Raw genomic sequence first — 19,059 nt, 5'->3', positions numbered from 1 at the left:
TTCAGCTGTTATACATTTTGCAGTTTGCGCCCCGGTAGCCGTTCTGCTTCGTATTCTGCAATCGACTCTTCCAGCACGGCAATGCCTTCGTTGATCTGATCCTGGCTGACGGTCAGCGGAGGAATCATCCGGATGACTTCTCCTTCGTTGCCGCAAAGATAAAACAATACTCCTTTTTCAAGACACTTGTTAAGGATGGAGATAACGCCTTCACCATCTGGAGCACCGGTAGCCGGATCCATGATTTCAATGCCGATCATCAGCCCGATGGAACGGATGCTGCCTACAACCGAATGTCTTTCTTTTACTTCTAAAAGCTTTTCACGCGCGTAGGCTCCCATCGCCTTTGAGTTTTCCACCAGCTTTTCTTCTTTTAGAACTTCAAGCGTAGCCAGTCCGGCAGAGCAGGCAATAGGGTTGCCGCCGAATGTAGTCCCGTGGCTTCCGAGCGGCCATTGTTTCATCAGTTCTTTTGAGGCGACAGTAGCGCTTAAGGGCAGCCCGGACGCGATGCCTTTAGCGATCGCCATGATATCCGGTGTTACACCGAAAGTCTGAGCCGCAAACCATTCTCCAGTACGGCCAAAACCTGTCTGTACTTCGTCAAAAATGAGAAGGATCCCGTGCTTGCTGCAGATTTCCCTCATTTTTTTCAGCCATGCAGCAGGGGGCACAACATATCCGCCTTCACCTAGAACGGGTTCGACAATCATACAGGCGACTTCTTCCGGTGTAACCTGGTGCTTGAAAAGAGAAGTTAAGTCTTTCTCCAGCTTGTCAGCTGCAAATTTGCCGGGGTCCATACCTTTTGGACATCCTTCTGTTGAAGCGTAAGGAACTTGATATGTCAGACCGCTTGGCTGCAAATACTTTCGGTACTTGGCCTTTGATGTGGTGACGCTTAAAGCTCCGAGGCTTCGGCCGTGGAAACAGCCGGTGAAAGAAACGACATACGGCCGGCGGGTCACATGCTTGGCAAGCTTGATCGCCCCTTCAATGGCCTCGGTTCCGCTGTTGGCGAAGAAAAAGCAATCCAATCCTGCAGGCAGGACCGTACGCAGTTCCTTTGCCAGCTTGAGGATGGATTCGTACATGATGACACCTGAAGGACCGTGCATCAGTTCATCTGCTGCTTTTTTAATGGCCTTGACCACTTTCGGATGACGGTGGCCGGTGTTAGCGGTAGCAATTCCAGAGGTGAAATCCAGGTATGTTTTGCCATCCAGTCCGTAGTAATAGCAGCCTTCTTCTTTAACGACAGGCAGATTTGGGTGGTCCTTGGCCATGGTCGGAGCCAGCAAATCGGAAAGCTCGTTCATCAATGTGTTTAGTTCTTGTGGCACAATCACGTACCTCCTTATGTGTTTGATTCTAAGGGGACATTTGCAGTCTTACTTTTTTATCTTGCAAGTATTGTGCCAATCTGTTTAATCAATGTCATATTTCTGCATTTTTCGTACGACGGAAGGCTGGCTGATCCCTAGCGCCTCTGCAATCTGTACGGTAGTTTTATAGTCTCTGCGCGCTCTTTGCAGCATCTGTTTTTCCACATCCTCTAACACTTCTTTCAGAGGCTTTGACAGATTGGAGGGGGGAGCAGGGATAGAATGAGAGGCTTTTATGTAATCGGGAAGATGTTCGGTTGTAATAAGCGTGGCGGGGGAAATGACAACAAGGCGTTCTATGAGATTAATAAGTTCACGGACATTTCCTTTCCAGTCATATTGAAGAAAATGGTGGAGAACCGCTTCATCGAGCCGTTTTTCCCGTTTATATTTTTCTTGAAAAACATCGAGTACATAGTGGATTAAAGGGATGATATCTTCAGGTCTTTTTCTGATCGGTGGAATGGTTAATGGAACAACGTTGAGCCGGAAATACAAATCTTCACGGAACGTTCTTTCTTGAATGGCCTTGAGAAGATCCTTATTGGTCGCCGAGATCAGTCGGAAATCGACGGAGATCGGCTTTGTTCCTCCTACTCTGTAAAACTGTTTTTCTTGTATACACTTCAATACCTTCACCTGGTGGGCAAGAGGCAGTTCGCCGATTTCATCCAGAAATAAAGTGCCTCCATCAGCCAGTTCAGCCAGTCCCAGCTTTCCCTTCCGATTCGCTCCTGTAAAAGCCCCTGCTTCATATCCGAAAAACTCAGCCTCAAATAAGTTCTCAGGAATTGCTCCGCAGTTCACTTCAATAAACGCTCCCTTATTCCGGCTGCCTTTGTTATGAATAAATTTTGCGATCAGCGATTTGCCGACGCCTGATTCCCCTAGCAGCAGGACGTTCACATCTACTTCTGCTACTTGGAGGGAAGTGGTGATGACGTTCTTCATCTCTGTGCTGTTGGCAATAATGCCGCTGTCGTAAAGCTGGCGGCTGCGCAATAGATCCAGCTCGCTTTTTACCCGTTCCATTTCTCCCTCCATCGTCTGAAGGAACTTCTTCAGCTCCAGCAGCTCTGTCACATCATGCGAGTAGCTGACCACTCTATATATTTTTCCGTTCTCATCAAGCACAGGGATGCCGGTCACAAGCAATTTCTTTCCGGTATTTGTCGTCTGAACGAACGTGATTTTTTTCTTTTCCTTCAGGACCATAGGGGTAGCGATCGGGGTAAACATGCCTTTTGCTGCCAGGTCATAGACTGATTTGCCGAGCAGACTTTCAGAGGATACTCCGTATACTTTTCCAGTCGCCTCGCTCACTTTTAAAATGGTACCATCAAGATTAGTAACGAGAATATCATCCTGAAGAGAATTGAGGATTGCTTCATTTTCATTCCATGGTTGAGATGTCATGCTTATCACCCTTTTTATTCAAATGTGAATAATTATTTATTTCTGAATATTATAACGGAAGAAATGAAGCCTGCCAACCTAGGTTTTTTCTTGATGGTATAGGCAATAATCAGCACTGCCGACATACAATAAAAAATATGACCAGCAGAACGTATAAAAATAATGGCAACATCATTCCAATACCTTCAAAAATTAACTAAAATAGAAAGTAAAAAGCAGACACTGCAGGCAAGAAGAATGGGATGGAGTGAAGATGATGGATTATATTGTGTATGATCTGGAAATGACGAACAGGTTATCGGAAATTATTGAGATTGGCGCCGTACGGGTGCGTATGGCAAATGGGGAACTAGCAGTGACTGACCACTTTCAATCCTTTGTTCAGCCTAAGATGGATATTTTAAATACGAGAATTACTAACCTGACAGGAATTACGAAGAAAGATTTGATCAATGCCGAGCCGTTTACGGCGGTCATTAAAGAGTTTAGGGATTGGATCGGTGAGGGAGAGTATTATCTGTGCTCCTGGGGGCCGGAAGATAAATGGGCGCTGATTACAGATTCCACGTTCCACAACACTCCGATTGATTGGATCATCAATCACAATGACCTTCAATTTTTGTTCAGTATTCTCCATGACAGTGAGAAGGGCTTCCGCTACGGCCTGTCCCGTGCTTTGAACAAGCTTCAAATTTCTCTGGATGGTTCTCAGCACAGGGCATTGGACGATGCCATGAATACTGCGAAGATTTTTGTTTCCATCCATAAAGACATCAAGCTTGAGAAGAATCCGAATTCTTTCTTGGAGTCGAAAATCTTCGAACCTGAGAAGCTGGTTTATCAGTCCAAGGATGAGGAGGAGGATGGAGTACAATCTCCATTTGCCTCGCTTTCTAAATTATTTGGATAAAACAAAACGTTTTCGGGAACTATATTTATAAAACTTTGGTCATCAACATTTTCTCTCTTAATAGGACAATAAGTTGATAAAAACGACAAGATACGACATGACCAATAGGAAAAAGGGTCCGGTAATCCAGAAAAAGTAAGATATGTCGTCATTTGACGAAATGTTTTTGTAGGAAAATGACCTCATATCTTTAATAATAAAGTGGAGGGGGTGATAAAGTTGGAATCCACATATTATATAACGAACAAAAACAACCAACTTTTAGAGCTTATTAATACCATTGACTATATGGCGAGTGAAGCCACAGTTGAGGAGTTAGACTGTATCGTTAAATTAAAGGAAGAATTAATCGCGAAAGACGGCATCCATGTATCACCGGATCAATATAACAGTATCATCTCCATACTTTTAAAATTTGTGCCAACTTACATAAAAGATGTTTGTTAACCTGCAGGAGAAAGTTGCAGGTTTTTATATGAAATAGGAAAAGAAGGACCAGCAGAAAATGCTGGTCCTTCTTTCATTTATTTTTATAAGGAATTAGCCAAAAAAGCGATAACGGCGATGGCTCCTATAATGATAAGAATGGTGCGGATCATTGCTGTTTGTCCTCCCTATAGGTTGTTAATTATGAATCCTACAACGACAATAATTCCGATAATTAATAAGATAGTGCGTATCACTTCTTCAGTTCTCCTTTACTTCTGCTTTTTGTCTTTTTCTTTTTGCGTATCTGTATCAACGGATTCCCGCTGTTCGATTGCGCCTTGTTCAAACATATCTTTTATATCTTTCTTAGTTTCTTTCTTTCCATTTTCATTTGATTTCTTCTCATTGTTTTCCACTTGTCATCCCTCCTAAGTTCATTTATTAACGTACCCTGTGTTTCGTTTTATAAACATTCGGGCTGCTTAAAGAAGGACAATCACTTATCTTGAATTTTTTTCTAAAAAGTGGATAACAATCTTTCAAGAAAGGGAAGCTTGTAAGAGTTAGTGCTACTCCCCTGTTGGAGTAATAATTGAAAAACTCAGTTTTTGTCGAATTGTGCTATAATAGTAACTGTTGAAAATTTCTGATGATTAGGCGGTGTTTATGATGAACAACAACCAAGAGAAGTCCTCATCCTTTATTCCCTATGTTCCCTCATCACGTTCATTGCCGGAACTTACCATGGTTGCTATCATTTTTGGTATTATTTTAGCCATTGTTTTCGGTGCAGCCAATGCGTATTTGGGACTTAAAGTTGGATTGACTGTTTCTGCTTCTATTCCTGCAGCGGTTATATCCATGGGTGTACTTAGAGGGATTTTCCGAAGAGATTCCATCTTGGAAAACAACATTGTACAGACTATGACAACCGCAGGGGAAGCGATTGGAGCAGGCGCTGTGTTTACCCTGCCGGCATTCTTCCTGCTGGATATTAATCTTTCTCAGACCGTTATTATTTTTATCGTACTGACAGGGGGCCTTCTTGGGGTTTTTATGATGGTTCCTTTACGGCAGATGCTCATTGTCAAGGAGCATGGAAATCTTCCTTATCCTGAAGGAACGGCTTGTGCCGAGGTTCTAAAATCAGGAGAAAAGGGGGGAGCCAATGCCAAAACGGTCGCCATCGGGTTTTTGTTCGGCGGACTTGTAAAGGTTTTAGGTGACGGTTTCATGCTTTTTAAAACAGAAATCGAAACTCAGGTCGGAAAGCTAAAAAATACGGTAGTTGGTATGGATATCTTCCCGGCATTGCTCGGTGTGGGCTATATTATCGGTCCACGGATTGCCGGACAGATGCTGGCAGGCGGACTCCTTGCCTGGATCGTGTTAATTCCGGCGATCGCCTTTTTTGGTGCGGACAGCACTGCGGCGATCTTCCCTGCGGAAGATCCAATCGGGAAACTTGATGCTTGGGGTATCTGGGACAACTATATTAAGTACATTGGTGCTGGTGCGGTAGCTGTAGCCGGACTGATTACACTGCTTAAAACGTTGCCGACTCTAATCTCCACAGCATCCAAAACCGTGAAAGGTTTATCAGATGGTGCAACAGGGGGAGGCATTGAGCGTACAGATAAAGATATGCCGTTCCGTTATGTCATCTTAGGAATTGTTGCGCTAGTGATCATTATTGGTGCAGCACCGATTACAAACGTTGGATTTATCGGGGCAATCGCTATTGCGATATTTGGCTTCTTGTTTGTTGCCGTAGCTTCAAGAATCGTTGGAATTGTCGGTAGCTCCTCGTCTCCTGTTTCAGGAATGACGATTGCTACATTATTAATTGTAACGCTTGTTTATAAAGTAACAGGCTTGCATGGTATGGAAGGGATGAAGGCTGCCTTAACGGTTGCGGCTATCGTTTGTACAGCTCTTGCTGTTGCGGGCGACATCTCTCAGGATTTAAAAACTGGACATCTTGTCGGCGGAACACCTTGGAAGCAGCAGGTGGCCATGATGATCGGTGTTATCGCATCAGGACTTGTGATTGGAGTTATCCTTGTTGTTCTTGATAAATCCTATGGAATGGGTTCACAGCAGCTTCCGGCTCCAAAAGCTGCGATCATGAAAGTACTTGTTCAAGGAATATTTGGCGGAGATCTGCCATGGAGTTTGATCTTTATCGGTGCAGCTGTAGCCATTGTTATTGAGTTCCTTGGCCTCAACTCATTAGTTGTTGCTGTCGGTTTATATCTTCCAATTCATGTATCGGCACCGGTCATGTTTGGTGGAGCGGTACGCTGGCTCGTTGATGTGAAGGCAAAATCAAAAGAAGAACGCCAGGAAAGATCTGATAGAGGTGTTTTGTTTGCCTCAGGGCTGATCGCAGGAGAATCTCTGCTCGGCGTCTTAATCGCAGTGCTTATCTTCTTTAAGGTCAAAATTCCAACGACACCAATGACGGATAATCGATTAATTCCATTTGTGATCTTCTTGTTCGTTTGCTGGCTGCTCTATTGGTTCTCTGCCAGAGCGAAAGTGGATAAAACAAAATAATGGGTCTTTTCATATCACGTAAAAAGACAAAGAAAAACCTTTTAAAGATGATCCCTCAGTTCAAGCAGGGCATTCATACAGAGACACGGAAGGACGATAAGGTATACCTGATGATTCCCCGGACCAATCCTATAGAAAGGCTGTCTATCCGTTTTTTAAAACAGCCTTCGTTCTTTCCGGTCAAGCTCGATGCGCTCGGTACGTTCGTTGCTGCGCAAATCGATGGAACAAAAAAGATCGAGGATATCGCTGCCGGTCTGGAGAGAGCTTTTGGGGAAGAAGCAGCTCCTGTTGTTCCTAGGCTTGCTAAATTTATTGAAATGCTTGAAATGAACGATTGGATCATCTGGAGAGAAGAGAACTAGATTTCTCTTCTCTTTTACTTTTTGCCATGTCTCATATCTTCATCCTTTCATTCATATAAATGAGAAAAAGAAGAGGAGTGAGAATATGGGTTCCTTTGTTCTTGTGCTCGTGCCTGTTTTTTTAGTGTGCGGAGGCGCCGCCCTGCTGATCAGTTCTCTCGTAAAATCTGATACCAGCCGCTATGATATCGATAATTTGTGGGAAGACCGGGAGTATACATCAGATGACTATAATTTGAAGTAGAGAGAACTCCTTGATAAGAGGAGTTTTTTTTCTATAAACTTACAAAACCATGTAGCCAACAGGCGCGTAATGGGAAATGATGAATTGGTTATTCGAAATATGCCATGAAACTTGAAAAGATGCCGAATTGCTGTTTTAATGGATTAGCAAAAGGGAACTCAATAACATAGCTGAACGTATGTTTTTTACAGCTTTATGGTTATCAGATAGAGGAGGATTTTTTTGGGGAACCGAAAAAAGGTGATTTATACCCTTAGTGCTGTTGTTATCGCAGCAGCCGTTCTTTTTATCTTTTATTCTGTAAAAAGTCATGAAAAGAATCAGGGGAATGAACAAAAAAAATCACCAAACACACACATTAAACAACCTAGACCAAAACAAATAAGAATTGTCGCGCTTGGTGACTCTCTGACTTATGGGAGAGGAGATCCTCAGCGTAAAGGGTATATCGGCTTAGTCAGACAGGGCATGCAAAAGGAATTGAAGCGCCCGGTCGTGCTTAACAACTATGGGATCAGCGGACAGCGGTCTGACCAGCTGTACAAGCAATTAAGCAATGGAATGGTGTCACGATCCGTGCGCCAGGCGAACTACATCTTCTTGTTTATCGGAACGAACGATTACAGAAAAACGGCGGGGTGGAACTTCAGGAATATTAATCAGAAGGAAATGGCGATCGGTCAGAAGGTTCTGTATAGCAATCTGGAGAAGATAACTGCCGAGCTTAGAAATCAGAATAAGAGGGCACATATTTATATTCTCGGTTTGTATAATCCTTACACGGAAAACTTTTATGATGAGGTATCCTCCCGTGTCATCAAGCGGTGGAACGGATCCATTCAGCAAGTCAGCGCAGAGACACCGAACTCAACTTACATTTCCACCTATGAACTGTTCGTAGGCATTCAAAAACAGAATTATTTCTCAGATTCCATCCACCCGAATCCGAAAGGGTATTACCGGATCGCACAGCGGGTGCTCGGTGAACTGAAACTCAGATAATATTCTTATCATGCAAACCCCCGGACAGGCTTGGCCTATCCGGGGGTTTCTCGCTAGTAAAGCGCTTAGTATTGAGGGACTTTCTATTATGCATCACATACTGTTGGTAAAAGAGACCCTCAAGTGTTAGGCGAAGATCATGCAAATCCCATTCCTCAATAATATTAGCATCATTGACTAGAAGTACTTATCGTTCTTTAAGTATTAACGCTTGATATCGTTTTCAAGCTTGCCATTCATATCAATCATAAAGCCAATTTCACGGCCAAGGAGCTGGCTTAATTCTTTTGCCTTCTTTTCACTTTCATTCTTGATCTGCTCTATAGTCAACTCACCTTTTAGTCGGGAAGATCCTACAATAATACTTAAATCTCCTTTTTCAAAAAAAACAATTCTCATCGTTCTGCCTCCTATTTAGGAATTTCTGTCTATTCCTTATATATTTCGCCCTAATTAAAAAAGCTGTCGGGGTAAATCTATGATTTAATTTAGGAGCATGACTCTATTCTTCCCCCAAAGATAAAAAGATAAAAAGATAAAAAGAGATTGGTAAAATATTTTTAGCTTGTGAATAAAATCCTCATTCGATTTGTCTTTTTCTTATGCTGTCTTTTTTTCTGAATCAACGTAAAATTTTACCTTTCTGCATAAAAAAGATGGTATCATGATAAATAGGAATTCTTCTGTCAGGGGGAAATAGAGTGGATCAACTTTGGCAACTGATCGTATTAGTGAGTAAGCTGTTATGGGCAAAAGCCGCAGCTGGATTTTTTGCGCTGGGCGTGCTGATTGAAGTTTTGTTTCAAAATTTCTGGGTGCAATTTTCAGCTGCGATTATCATCGGGATGTTAACCGTGAAAATCATTGAGCTTTTCATCCGTTATTATTATTACCATAACTTTGTGCATCGTAAATTAAAAAACAGCCTTGGTTCGCCGGCGGATTTAGATCTTTTTCTGCAAACTTCGATGAAACGTGAGATTTCACGGGGACTGCTGCCGAACTTAAACTATTTGCGCAGCCGGTTAATACAGATGAGGCCGACTGAGCTTCGGCTGTTTCATACGTACTTAAAGACCAACATGAGAACGATGAAGAACGGAAAGGCGGTCGGCTATGCCATTGGGATCCTGATCGGATTGTTTACCAGCTTCGCGATGGATATCCTTCACCTGGAAGGTCTTTCGTTTTCTCAGGAGAGTACAGTAAAAACCGTTCTGCTTCTGCTCGTTTGGTTTGTGATTGCGCATTTGTGGATGAATAAAAGAATCCGTACATTTGCTCAGCTCGACGGCGTTGTGCTGGCCTGTTTAAATGAAAAGCTTCACGATCCGTTTGAACCGGATGAAGAACCGTCTGATGATCCTTATTTTGAAGAAAAAATGATAAAAGAGCATTCCTGAGCGGAATGCTCTTTTATTTTGATACATAGATGTTGTCTTTGATCCAAAAACGATAAGGATAGTGAACCGCCTCTCCTGCATAATCCACGTTAATCCGCGGACCGGAGACAATGTCTTCTTCAGATAAGGTCTTGTATTCTTTCAGGTAAAGATGTTCCGCATTGAGTTTCAGCCCGTAGTCGTTTAACGATATTCCCATCGCTTTGCACAGTTTTCCTGGACCGTTTGTCAGTTTTTTTAATTGTCCAGGTTTCCAGGCTCCGTTTTCCAAGACAGGGATTTTCATGGATCTGCGGTGCATCATTAAGGGAATCCCTTCTTTCGGCTCAAGGGCACGGATCAAGATGGCTTCAGGCTTATGGAGAGGACCGGAAACAATATTAAAGCATGTATGCATGCCGTAAATGAAGTAAACATAAACATGGCCTGGCTCTGCATACATGATCTCGGTTCGCGGCGTTCTTTTGCCTCCAAATGAATGGGCGGCCATATCTTCGGGCCCCATGTAGGCTTCTGTTTCTGCGATGATGCCAGAGGCCAGCCCTTCATCTGTTTGATGAACCAGTTCCATTCCTAACAATGTTTTAGCGAGCTTTAGTGTAGGGAGTTCAAATAGTTTCTCATTCATAAGTAATCCTCCAGTACGAAAAACATATGCTTATCCTTTTTATACCCTTATTTTGAATGGAACCCTGTCGTATCTGCAGGTTTGCAATTGTCAGAATTTTGGGTATGTTTTAAGAAGGAAGTTAGAGAGCAAGGTAGAATTCTATAGTGTAAAGACGGGAGGCGTTAATGATGGATGGAAAAGTAAAGAAAACGGGCATCTATGAAAACCTTTCGAAACGACGCTATGAATATTGGTATGTTAGCAAGTCTGGATTGAAGACAATGGTATCTTGGCTGTGCTGGAGTGCTCCTCAATCCGTAGTGGAAGAATGGAGCAATTCGCAGGCTAAATAATGAGTTCCGTTCTATTGAAGAGATTTTTTTGAATCTTGAAAGGAATGCAAAATGCAAAAGCTGGAGAGAACTGTATATAAAAACGAAAGGATACCTGTTCAATGATGAATGTTCCTCAAGGACAATTGCGTCGGGCGGTTGAAAAACGAAAACAGTTTCTTATCCAGAAGTTGCTTCACCATGGCTTTATTCTGCAGGAACACCGGCTTTTGCAAGAATTTACATTGTCCGAATTGGAAAGAGAATGGAGTTCCGTTCAGGGCAAAGACAATGTTAGCATGTAAGGGCTTTGGAATTACCATATTTTGAACACGCCGTTTTTCCCTTTATCTCTATATAATAGATGGAGGGAGGGATTTCTATGAATCAACTGTGCGAAGCTGACAAGCTGTTATTGGCAGATCTTGCGTTAACTCAAAAGTATGCGAAAGAACTGGTTCAATCTGAATTGATGGAAATCGAACTCGGTTTAAGAGAAGCGGAAAATGACCGGGTAAAGAAATTGAACGACTTGCTTATGGTATTACATAAAACAGGATATTGAAACGAAAATAACCCCTTTTTATAAGAGAGGGGTTATTTTTTATGAATCGAGCAATCCTTTTCGCCGGGCTTCCATTCTCCATTCCGCTTCTTTTACTAATCTTTTAGGAAGCCTGCCTTTGTTTTTTAGAAATGACCAATAGGTTTTGTACTGTTTGGGCCGCATGTTGGGAGATACTTTTCTTGCATATTCCCACCACGTCAGTTCATTGGATTCTAGCATTATTAAATACAAATCATCTTCTCTTCTCATGCAATTCACTCCTGTTATGCTTTGTTTCTATATCTCTCGCTTAGTATGCACAAATCCTTGGATCGTAAATCGTTTGCAACAAATTTAGTTTATGCAAGGGTATTGAAGCGGTACAGGACAATACGGATTTTTTAATATAGAAGGTATTTTAATCTTGGGGTTGAACTTATTAACTATCGTTTGTGAATCAACATAAGAAGATGAAAAAGCAAAGGAGGATGAGGAATGGGACATATTGTGACGTTTGCCTCACTTTTAACGCCTCTAGTGACGGGCTTGGTACAGCTGCTAAAACGTACTTTACCTATAAAGAAAAGATTCATTCCATTAATCAGCTTTTTCATTGGAATATTTGTCGGAATCCTTGCTTATCCATTTACCGAAATGACGGTTGTTCTTAGAGTATGGTCCGGAGGAATCGCTGGACTTGCCGCTACTGGATTGTATGAACTGGGTAAAAGAAGCTCAGGAAAAGTAAACCGGAAAGCAGGATAGATCGTCTTGCATGATACGACTATAGCCATAGTCGTATTTTTTTGTGTGGGAAGATAGATGTGATTTCAGCAAGAATACAAGGATTAGATAAAGAATTGAAGAATACTTTAACAACCAAAAATGAAATCGTTTGAAAAAGAGGTTTTCCTTTGACCCATTTAAGGAATGTTTTACTTTAAGTACACATTTTATTAAAAAATACAGGGTGGTGAACCGATGTGAAGTATTATGCAACCAGTTTTTTAATAGCAATGTTGGCTGTTTTTGCTTCTCCAAACTATTTGACAGATTCACCTGGTTCTAAAGGTAAGCCGGTATCATTTATGGAACAGCGTGCTCTGGCCGAGGAAACAACAGCTTCTAAACCGGATGCCAAATTTTTATCCCAAGAATTTATTCATAAGCTTACTCCTGAAGTTGATGATCAATATAAAGTGAAAGGTTATTCCAGTAAAGAGGAACTTATTCGTAATTTGAGCCACATCGCTTCTAAAAAAGTAGCAAGCGATTATGTGAATGGAATGTTCGAAGAAAAAAACGGTAAACTGTATATCATACCTACAGATCTTCCTCCGTGGGTGGAGAAAGACAAACCTTATGAGCTGAAGAAATTATCTGATACATCTTATCACCTCATTCAAAAAAATAAGAGTGATTTATATGGGGAGTATAGTATAACACTTGGATTTGAAAAAGTTAATAGCCATTGGGTCATTACTTTTGCTTCCGTGACCTGATGCCAAAAGACGCATGAGATCTCTCATGCGTCTTTTTCCATGTTAAGCATATTGTTGAATTTCTTTCCTATCAAGCATCGCATTCTGATGCTTGAAAGAGACCCTCAAGTTTTTTTCAGGAGAATGGATGGGATAGCTGACGACAGTTGGATTCAGCGGATTTTGTGGAAAAAAATAAAGAGCTTGAAAAGCAGACATGGAAAAGTTCGCTTATCCGCATCTGCTTTTCAATTGGCTCTTCAATCCCATCCCCTGCATTCGCCATTGAGTTACTAAAGATCATTTCATAAAAATGAAACGAAAATAAAATAATAGTCATGAAGTCTTTTATGAGATTGGACAAATGCATGCTTCCTTCTTTACAATGAACATAACCTAGGGATTTGGAGTAACTAAACAATGGAACCGATAATTTTTAAAGATTACTACGATAATACGGTAAAGCTTTCCTTTGAAGATCACCCGTTCTCAAAAGATCCGAAGCACGTCTGGGTGCTGTGCCGTTTCAGAGGCCAATGGCTTTTGACTGAACATCCGCGGCGCGGAATTGAGTTTCCCGGCGGCAAGGTTGAACCTGGAGAAACAGCGGATGAAGCTGCAGTCCGGGAGGTTTTTGAGGAGACCGGAGGCCACGTATCTTCCCTTCACTATCTAGGACAATACAAGGTAGACGGAAAGGGCGGCCTTATAATAAAAAATATCTATTACGCTACCGTAGATAAAATATTGCTGAAAGAGCGCTATTATGAAACAAATGGTCCGGTATTCTTTGAAACGATTCCGGAAACCTTTGATGGCAGCAGGAAATTCAGTTTCATGATGAAGGATCAAGTGCTGATCCAGAGTCTTCAGCATACAAAAGAAAAATTTTTATAAAATAAAACAGCAGCTGTATTAGCAGTCTGCTGTTTTTTTGTCTATTGGTTATGATTCACGGTTCTTGATTAATTTCTTTTCAAGTGCCTCAACCAGCTGATACATGACCGTCGCTAGAATTGCAATAATCAGAAGGCTCATCAGTACAAGCGTGAAGTTGAAGACCTGAAACCCATATATGATGAGGTACCCCAGTCCTTCCTTTGATACAAGAAATTCTCCGACAATGACTCCGACCCAGGACAAGCCAACGTTTACTTTTAAGGTAGAGATGATGGCAGGGAAGCAGGCGGGAAGGATGACTTCTTTAAAACACTGAAATTTAGAGCCGCCGAATGATCGAATGACCTTTACATAATTCGGTTCAACATTCGTAAACGACGTGTAGATGACGATTGTGGTAATAATGACTGAGATCAACACACCCATGGCAACGATAGACGAAAGGTTCGGCCCCAGAGCAACAATCAGGATGGGACCGATAGCAACCTTAGGCATGGCATTTAAAATAACCAGGTACGGATCAAGTACTCTTGACAGAAAAGGGAACCACCAGATCAGTGCAGCCAGTGATGTTCCGATCAACGTTCCGAGCAAGAATCCGATGACTGTCTCTGTCAGCGTCATGCCAATATGCACAAATACGCTTCCGTCAGAAATTTTTTCCGCCAGCAAGGCTGCTATTTTTGCAGGGGAGCTAAAGAGGAGAGGATCAATCCATTTATGATCCGAGCTGTATTGCCATAAGCCAAAAAATACAACAAAGATGAGAAGCTGTGTAAGTCTGACTTTAATCGTTCTTCTGCGCAAATTCAGTAAGTAGTCGGAGTGGGCTTTATTCAGTATCGTTTTGCTCAATTTGCTCCAACTCCTCCCAAATTTGTTGAAACATGACCGCGTATTCCGGATGCTGGCGGGCTTCGAACGGCAGGCGTTTACGCAGATGGCCGGATACAGGAAACGTCCGGAAGATACGGCCGGGTTTCGTGGAAAACAAGATAATACGGTCGCTCATGGCGATCGCTTCACCGATATCGTGAGTGACAAGAATGGCGGTTTTGCCATGTTCATTGAGCGTAGAGGATACCAGGTCCTCCAGTTTAAGCTTAGTCTGGAAGTCTAGTGCGGAGAAAGGTTCATCCAGCAATAGGATCTGGGGATTGGTCGCCAGTGTCCTCACTAAAGCGACGCGCTGCCTCATCCCGCCGGATAATTCGCTCGGATACTTGTCGAGTGTATCGTACAGTCCAATTTCCTTCATAAGAGAAAATGTATAGTGTAGTCGTTCTTCAGTAAGGCAATGCTGAAGCTTCAGCCCCAGCACGATATTATCCTTGATGGTTTTCCAAGGAAACAAGTAATCTTGCTGCAGCATATAACCGATCTTGGGATGAGGTTCTTTAATGATCTGATTTCTTAGTGTAACGGTTCCCGCTGTGGGGTTAAGAAGTCCCGAGATGATGGATAGCAGTGTTGATTTTCCGCATCCGCTCGGTCCAAGAAAAGAAACAAACTCTCCCTCGGAAACAGAGAGAGTGATGTCCTCCAGTGCAGTCGTGGCCGTATGCTTGGAAAAGTAGGTTTGACCAACCGATTTTAATTGTAAGAAGGCCACTGTGATCCCTCCATTACTATTTATGGTTTATTTCGTTGCATCACGGGAAAAAGTGGTGTTAACCAGTTTGTTGTAATCAGCTTTCTTTGGAAGTTCTCCCGCTTCTTTCATAACGGCTTGCAGGTTGCTCCATGCTCCTTCTTCAAGGATCGGATTGACCGCATAGCTGTGCTGTCCTTTATAGCGGTCGACTACCTTTTCGATGAGATCAACCGATGTATCTTCAAAATACGGAGCAATGAGAGTGGCGGTTTCTTTTGCAGAATGTGTTTCAACATACAGCTGGGCTTTATAGAGGGCCTTCGTAAAGCGGTTCAGCACATCTCCGTGTTTTTTTATATAGCTTTGTTTTGACATGTAAGAAGTGTAGGGAAGTTTGCCGGATTCTTCACCAAATGACGCAACAACATGGCCGATGCCCTTCTGTTCAAAAAGACTGGCTTGGGGTTCGAACAGCTGTACATAGTCGCCGGTTCCTGAGGCGAAGGCGTTAGCGATATTCGCAAAGTCGATGTTCTGGATCAGCTTCACATCTTTATGAGGGTCAATGCCGTGCTTCTTCAAACTGAACTCGCCGGCCATCTGCGGCATTCCGCCTTTCCTCTGTCCGAGAAACGTACTGCCTTTTAACTGATTCCATGAAAAATAGTTTGGTTTTTTCCTTGCGACCAAAAAGGTTCCGTCCGTTTGAGTCAGCTGTGCAAAGTTGATGACCGGATCACTGGAGCCTTGGGCATCAACGTAAATGGAAGTTTCAGAGCCTACGAGGGCAATATCAGCTCCGTTAGACAGCAGGGTCGTCATCGTTTTATCGCCGCCCCAAGTGGTTTTTAAATCGATATCAATTCCCTCATCTTTAAAGAACCCTTTTTCTATGGCAACATATTGGGGAGCATAGAAAATGGAGCGGGTCACTTCGGCAATTCTTACTTTATCGCGTTTTTGCTTTTCGGAGTTATCAGATGAGCATGCCGACAATAGCAGACAGGCAGTGAGAAGCAGTGTTAAGCAGAGCATGATATGAGCTTTTATCCGTTTCAAGCGGTGTGCCTCCTTTATGTTCGAATGAAGTTTTGCTTTTCATGTAATACTTTATGTGAGTTGAAAAATTGTGTGTTGGCCTAATGAAAAAAAGGAGGAATGCGCGTTGTTAGGAAGCAGCCTGATCACTCATGCACAACGATTTCCATCTCCGCATCCACAGATTACGTTATTCAAGATTACATATAAGAGTGAAGGATTAACTGTAAAAGGGCTGTTAGCTATCCCTGAACATCAGACACAGCCTCTTCCTGGATTTTTATATTTACGGGGAGGAATTAAAAAAGTAGGGATGGTACGGATTCCGAGAATCATCCAGCTTGCTTCACAGGGGTTTGTTGTGATGGCCCCGTTTTATCGGGGAAATGAAGGGGGAGAGGGGCGTGAAGATTTTTGCGGGGAAGACCGGTGCGATGCATTTCATGCGTTTGAGGTGCTCCGATCACTGCCTTCTGTTGATCAGGATCAGCTCCATATCTTTGGGTTTTCCAGAGGCGGACCGATGGCGTTTTTTACAGCGTTAAAGTTTCCTGAAGCCCGCTCACTCGTCATATGGGGAGGCGTTTCTGACATGGTCCTTACCTATGAAGAACGAGTAGACCTCCGCAAAATGATGAAAAGGGTCATCGGCGGAACACCTGCTAAAAATCCGGAGGGGTATAGGACACGTTCACCTGTATATTTCTGCGACGAACTTAACGTTCCGCTCTTATTAATCCATGGAAGCCGTGATGAAAATGTTGGAATCAAGCATTCTTTAATGCTGAAAGAATGCCTGGAGCCAAAGAAAAACGTAGAATCCTGGTTCTACCCGCAATATACTCATCATTTTCCGCCGCAGGAAAACCGGAAAATAACCTATGCTTTTTGTGAGTGGATGAAAACGCAAAACAAAGAAAAGCCGGAGCTGTCACCTTTGTGACAAGTCCGGCTTTTGTACGTTGAGCATCATTTTTAATGTGGATTCAAAAAGATCCATCTGTTTTCCGGTACGCATGAGGTCATGAGTCAGACTAATCGCTGAAATGGCTAGCCCATCAAGAAAGCTAATCATGAACCGGCTAATATCATCAACCGGGGCAATCGGTTTAAACTCACTGGCGTCCACACCCCTTTGGATTAGAACGCTAAAAATACTGGCTGCACCTTCGTATCGTTTTTCGATGTAATCTCTGTTTTCCGGTTTTCGCCAATGCGTAATTCCATATTCAACGATTGCCGCACTAAAAAGATTTTCCGTGTCTTCGTATTCAGCCCTTCTGTAGTCATCCAATAAGGTAAGGAGAGTTTTCCAAACGGATCCATTATTCTTTTGAAGGAGCTCATCCAGCTCCTTGCGGTTATCCTCCATCATTTGTTCCAATAGAGAAAGAAAGATGTGCTCTTTGTTTGAGAAGTAGGCATAGATCCCGCCCCTGCTGATGGATGTGGCATCCATGATGTCTTTAATAGAGGCAGCTTCATAGCCTTTTTGGGCAAACACTTTTTTAGATGCCATTAAAATTTCACGCTGTCGTTGTTCCTTGTGCTCGTGAGGCACTTTCGGTGACATACTGATCGCTCCGTTCAATCGATTTTCGTAAAAACAATGCCGCTATGCTTATTGTAACAAGTCCAGCGCCAGAAACAATAAATACGGAGATCACTCCGAATTGATTTCCAGCAAATCCGCCAGTCACCGGGCCTATAAGTGTCGCTAGCATTATAATGCTTCCCGTCAGGCCAAATACTCTTCCTGTCATATGAACGGGTGTTAGTCTCTGAACGGCTGTATTGAAAGGGATGAAGATTAAACCTGCGCCTGAGGCAGCTAAGAAGGTTAGCGCAGGAGCCCAGATAAATGGGTGGGGAAGCTGGAGAGAAGCCAGATATCCCATGATCATAAAACCGCCTCCAAGCGAGAAGATACCGATCGTCATCGCCAGCCATGGAGATCTGATCTGCCATTTTGTCAAACATAGGCCGGTCACGAGAAAGCCAACTCCTGAGCAGGTGACCACTAAACCTACCAATGCCGGGCTGCCCGTCTCGAGTAATCGGATCAGAACGGAAAACTGGGCATCCGCCATCTGCAAGATCAACATGGAAACAAACATGAGACCAGTGCCAAACAAAATAAAGCGTACGGTTTTCATATATTGAAAGCCTTCTTTTAAATCTGATATAACAGATCCTTTTGTGCGTTTTTCTTTTACGTGAAGCGGTTTAACACCTGGAAGCACGAACAGCAGCAAAGCGGACAAGAGAAAGCTGGCTGAATCAAGAATAAAAACGCTGCTGATTCCAGCCGTGGTTACTAAAAATCCGCTGATGGCAGGACCGATAATCTTCGTCGCGTCCTGGATGACAGAGCTGATCGAAGCAGCCTGCTGCATATCGTCATCGGACACGATTTCTTTCAGCATGCCGCTTTTGGCGGGAGTAAAAAGAGAGGAGAAGATTCCCAGAAGAATGAGCAGAATGTACACATGCCAAGGCACAGATGCAACGATCAAACCAAGAATAATGATACAGCGGAAAAAATCAGAACAGACCATGATGGTTCTACGGTTCATGCGATCGGCGATCACGCCAGCAACCGGTCCAAGAACCGTCATGGGGAGTCCAAGTGAAATAATGACAAATGACATCTCCAGCGGTGAGGCGTTCCATTTAAAAGCCATCAATGAAAAAATAGCCATGATGCTAAGCCAGTCACCAAGATTGGAAATGACCTGTGCCGACATTAAAAACTTAAAAGATTTATTCTGCCTTAATGTATTACCTGCTTTCTTTTCCATGAGATCACTCCTCGGAATTAAAATGACACTTATGTCGTTATTA

General features: G+C 42.9%; 25 protein-coding genes. 14 read left to right on the top strand and 11 right to left on the bottom strand.

The features are described 5' to 3' along the window. Window positions 1-8: 8 nt before the first annotated feature. Together M1K46_RS13605 and M1K46_RS13600 are read right to left on the bottom strand one after the other, a co-directional pair. Window positions 9-1,343: an aspartate aminotransferase family protein gene (locus M1K46_RS13605; RefSeq protein ID WP_255357552.1), complete on the bottom strand. Its 1,335-nt coding sequence runs from the start codon at window positions 1,341-1,343 to the stop codon at window positions 9-11. 84 nt (window positions 1,344-1,427) lie between these two features. Further along, window positions 1,428-2,801: a sigma-54 interaction domain-containing protein gene (locus M1K46_RS13600; RefSeq protein WP_256226353.1), complete on the bottom strand. Its 1,374-nt coding sequence runs from the start codon at window positions 2,799-2,801 to the stop codon at window positions 1,428-1,430. A gap of 256 nt (window positions 2,802-3,057) precedes the next feature. Here M1K46_RS13600 and M1K46_RS13595 point away from each other — a divergent pair, with 256 nt between their 5' ends. Continuing rightward, window positions 3,058-3,711, top strand: coding sequence for a 3'-5' exonuclease (locus M1K46_RS13595; RefSeq protein WP_256226352.1), 654 nt, complete (start codon window positions 3,058-3,060; stop codon window positions 3,709-3,711). 219 nt (window positions 3,712-3,930) lie between these two features. Then, window positions 3,931-4,158, top strand: a complete 228-nt coding sequence (locus tag M1K46_RS13590; RefSeq protein ID WP_053357468.1) for a hypothetical protein — start codon at window positions 3,931-3,933, stop codon at window positions 4,156-4,158. A gap of 251 nt (window positions 4,159-4,409) precedes the next feature. Here the strand turns inward: M1K46_RS13590 and M1K46_RS13585 are convergent, their stop codons facing one another. Beyond that, complete coding sequence (locus M1K46_RS13585; protein WP_156316345.1) at window positions 4,410-4,556, bottom strand: hypothetical protein; 147 nt, start codon at window positions 4,554-4,556, stop codon at window positions 4,410-4,412. A gap of 253 nt (window positions 4,557-4,809) precedes the next feature. Here M1K46_RS13585 and M1K46_RS13580 point away from each other — a divergent pair, with 253 nt between their 5' ends. The 4 genes from M1K46_RS13580 to M1K46_RS13565 all read left to right on the top strand — a co-directional run bounded on the left by M1K46_RS13580 (window position 4,810) and on the right by M1K46_RS13565 (window position 8,310). Further along, window positions 4,810-6,699, top strand: coding sequence for an OPT family oligopeptide transporter (locus M1K46_RS13580; protein WP_375162196.1), 1,890 nt, complete (start codon window positions 4,810-4,812; stop codon window positions 6,697-6,699). Further along, window positions 6,699-7,064 carry a PqqD family protein gene (locus M1K46_RS13575; protein ID WP_256226350.1) on the top strand — a complete coding sequence of 122 codons (366 nt, stop codon included), beginning with the start codon at window positions 6,699-6,701 and terminating at the stop codon, window positions 7,062-7,064. Before M1K46_RS13580 ends, M1K46_RS13575 begins: the two co-directional genes overlap by 1 nt. 85 nt (window positions 7,065-7,149) lie before the next feature. Then, entirely contained in the window at window positions 7,150-7,308 is a 159-nt protein-coding gene (locus tag M1K46_RS13570; protein WP_156418888.1) for a hypothetical protein, read from the top strand. A gap of 222 nt (window positions 7,309-7,530) precedes the next feature. After that, the gene (locus M1K46_RS13565) at window positions 7,531-8,310 is read left to right on the top strand and encodes a GDSL-type esterase/lipase family protein (protein WP_256226349.1); all 780 of its coding nucleotides are present in this window, start codon (window positions 7,531-7,533) and stop codon (window positions 8,308-8,310) included. Between the two features lie 204 nt (window positions 8,311-8,514). Here the strand turns inward: M1K46_RS13565 and M1K46_RS13560 are convergent, their stop codons facing one another. Continuing rightward, entirely contained in the window at window positions 8,515-8,709 is a 195-nt protein-coding gene (locus M1K46_RS13560) for a hypothetical protein (protein WP_053357472.1), read from the bottom strand. Window positions 8,710-9,011: 302 nt separating this feature from the next. On the opposite strand from M1K46_RS13560, the gene M1K46_RS13555 reads away from it, so the two are divergent. Further along, entirely contained in the window at window positions 9,012-9,713 is a 702-nt protein-coding gene (locus tag M1K46_RS13555) for a hypothetical protein (protein ID WP_256226348.1), read from the top strand. A gap of 13 nt (window positions 9,714-9,726) precedes the next feature. On the opposite strand, the gene M1K46_RS13550 is transcribed toward M1K46_RS13555, so the two are convergent. Continuing rightward, complete coding sequence (locus tag M1K46_RS13550; protein WP_062233622.1) at window positions 9,727-10,341, bottom strand: DNA-3-methyladenine glycosylase; 615 nt, start codon at window positions 10,339-10,341, stop codon at window positions 9,727-9,729. 170 nt (window positions 10,342-10,511) lie between these two features. Here M1K46_RS13550 and M1K46_RS13545 point away from each other — a divergent pair, with 170 nt between their 5' ends. From M1K46_RS13545 to abbA, 3 genes are all read left to right on the top strand, one after another. Continuing rightward, on the top strand, window positions 10,512-10,676 hold the full coding sequence (locus M1K46_RS13545) for a hypothetical protein (RefSeq protein WP_156418889.1): 165 nt from the start codon (window positions 10,512-10,514) through the stop codon (window positions 10,674-10,676). A gap of 101 nt (window positions 10,677-10,777) precedes the next feature. After that, complete coding sequence (locus tag M1K46_RS13540; RefSeq protein ID WP_053357475.1) at window positions 10,778-10,960, top strand: Fur-regulated basic protein FbpA; 183 nt, start codon at window positions 10,778-10,780, stop codon at window positions 10,958-10,960. Between the two features lie 77 nt (window positions 10,961-11,037). Beyond that, window positions 11,038-11,220 carry an antirepressor AbbA gene (abbA, locus tag M1K46_RS13535; RefSeq protein ID WP_053357476.1) on the top strand — a complete coding sequence of 61 codons (183 nt, stop codon included), beginning with the start codon at window positions 11,038-11,040 and terminating at the stop codon, window positions 11,218-11,220. A 39-nt stretch (window positions 11,221-11,259) separates the two neighbouring features. Here abbA and M1K46_RS13530 read toward each other — a convergent pair whose 3' ends face one another. Then, window positions 11,260-11,472 (bottom strand): hypothetical protein, encoded by a 213-nt coding sequence (locus tag M1K46_RS13530; protein ID WP_053357477.1) that lies wholly within the window; start codon window positions 11,470-11,472, stop codon window positions 11,260-11,262. Window positions 11,473-11,697: 225 nt separating this feature from the next. Between M1K46_RS13530 and M1K46_RS13525 the strand changes: the two genes are divergently transcribed. From M1K46_RS13525 to ytkD, 3 genes are all read left to right on the top strand, one after another. Then, a complete protein-coding gene (locus M1K46_RS13525) occupies window positions 11,698-11,967 on the top strand; it encodes a holin (protein WP_256226347.1) in 270 nt (89 codons plus the stop codon). Between the two features lie 218 nt (window positions 11,968-12,185). Beyond that, on the top strand, window positions 12,186-12,704 hold the full coding sequence (locus M1K46_RS13520; protein WP_256226346.1) for a hypothetical protein: 519 nt from the start codon (window positions 12,186-12,188) through the stop codon (window positions 12,702-12,704). A gap of 399 nt (window positions 12,705-13,103) precedes the next feature. After that, the gene (ytkD, locus tag M1K46_RS13515; RefSeq protein ID WP_248253487.1) at window positions 13,104-13,580 is read left to right on the top strand and encodes an RNA deprotection pyrophosphohydrolase; all 477 of its coding nucleotides are present in this window, start codon (window positions 13,104-13,106) and stop codon (window positions 13,578-13,580) included. 48 nt (window positions 13,581-13,628) lie between these two features. On the opposite strand, the gene M1K46_RS13510 is transcribed toward ytkD, so the two are convergent. From M1K46_RS13510 to M1K46_RS13500, 3 genes are read right to left on the bottom strand one after another with little or no spacing between them, the layout of a single operon-like run. Continuing rightward, window positions 13,629-14,396 (bottom strand): ABC transporter permease, encoded by a 768-nt coding sequence (locus tag M1K46_RS13510; protein WP_375162202.1) that lies wholly within the window; start codon window positions 14,394-14,396, stop codon window positions 13,629-13,631. A 19-nt stretch (window positions 14,397-14,415) separates the two neighbouring features. Continuing rightward, window positions 14,416-15,195, bottom strand: a complete 780-nt coding sequence (locus M1K46_RS13505) for an ABC transporter ATP-binding protein (protein WP_256226343.1) — start codon at window positions 15,193-15,195, stop codon at window positions 14,416-14,418. 27 nt (window positions 15,196-15,222) lie between these two features. Further along, window positions 15,223-16,212 (bottom strand): ABC transporter substrate-binding protein, encoded by a 990-nt coding sequence (locus M1K46_RS13500; RefSeq protein WP_091005214.1) that lies wholly within the window; start codon window positions 16,210-16,212, stop codon window positions 15,223-15,225. Between the two features lie 145 nt (window positions 16,213-16,357). On the opposite strand from M1K46_RS13500, the gene M1K46_RS13495 reads away from it, so the two are divergent. Next, the gene (locus tag M1K46_RS13495) at window positions 16,358-17,158 is read left to right on the top strand and encodes an alpha/beta hydrolase family protein (RefSeq protein WP_062236936.1); all 801 of its coding nucleotides are present in this window, start codon (window positions 16,358-16,360) and stop codon (window positions 17,156-17,158) included. Here M1K46_RS13495 and M1K46_RS13490 read toward each other — a convergent pair. Beyond that, window positions 17,147-17,788 (bottom strand): TetR family transcriptional regulator, encoded by a 642-nt coding sequence (locus tag M1K46_RS13490; protein ID WP_256226342.1) that lies wholly within the window; start codon window positions 17,786-17,788, stop codon window positions 17,147-17,149. The two genes, M1K46_RS13495 and M1K46_RS13490, sit on opposite strands and share 12 nt — an antisense overlap. After that, on the bottom strand, window positions 17,742-19,016 hold the full coding sequence (locus tag M1K46_RS13485) for an MFS transporter (protein ID WP_256226341.1): 1,275 nt from the start codon (window positions 19,014-19,016) through the stop codon (window positions 17,742-17,744). Before M1K46_RS13485 ends, M1K46_RS13490 begins: the two co-directional genes overlap by 47 nt. Between the last annotated feature and the right edge of the window lie 43 nt (window positions 19,017-19,059).

Origin of the sequence: Fictibacillus sp. WQ 8-8 (assembly GCF_024494405.1) — a bacterium.
In the GTDB taxonomy this organism is placed as follows: Bacteria; Bacillota; Bacilli; order Bacillales; family Fictibacillaceae; genus Fictibacillus_C; species Fictibacillus_C marinisediminis.
This window is presented reverse-complemented; position numbering and strand designations above follow the sequence as displayed.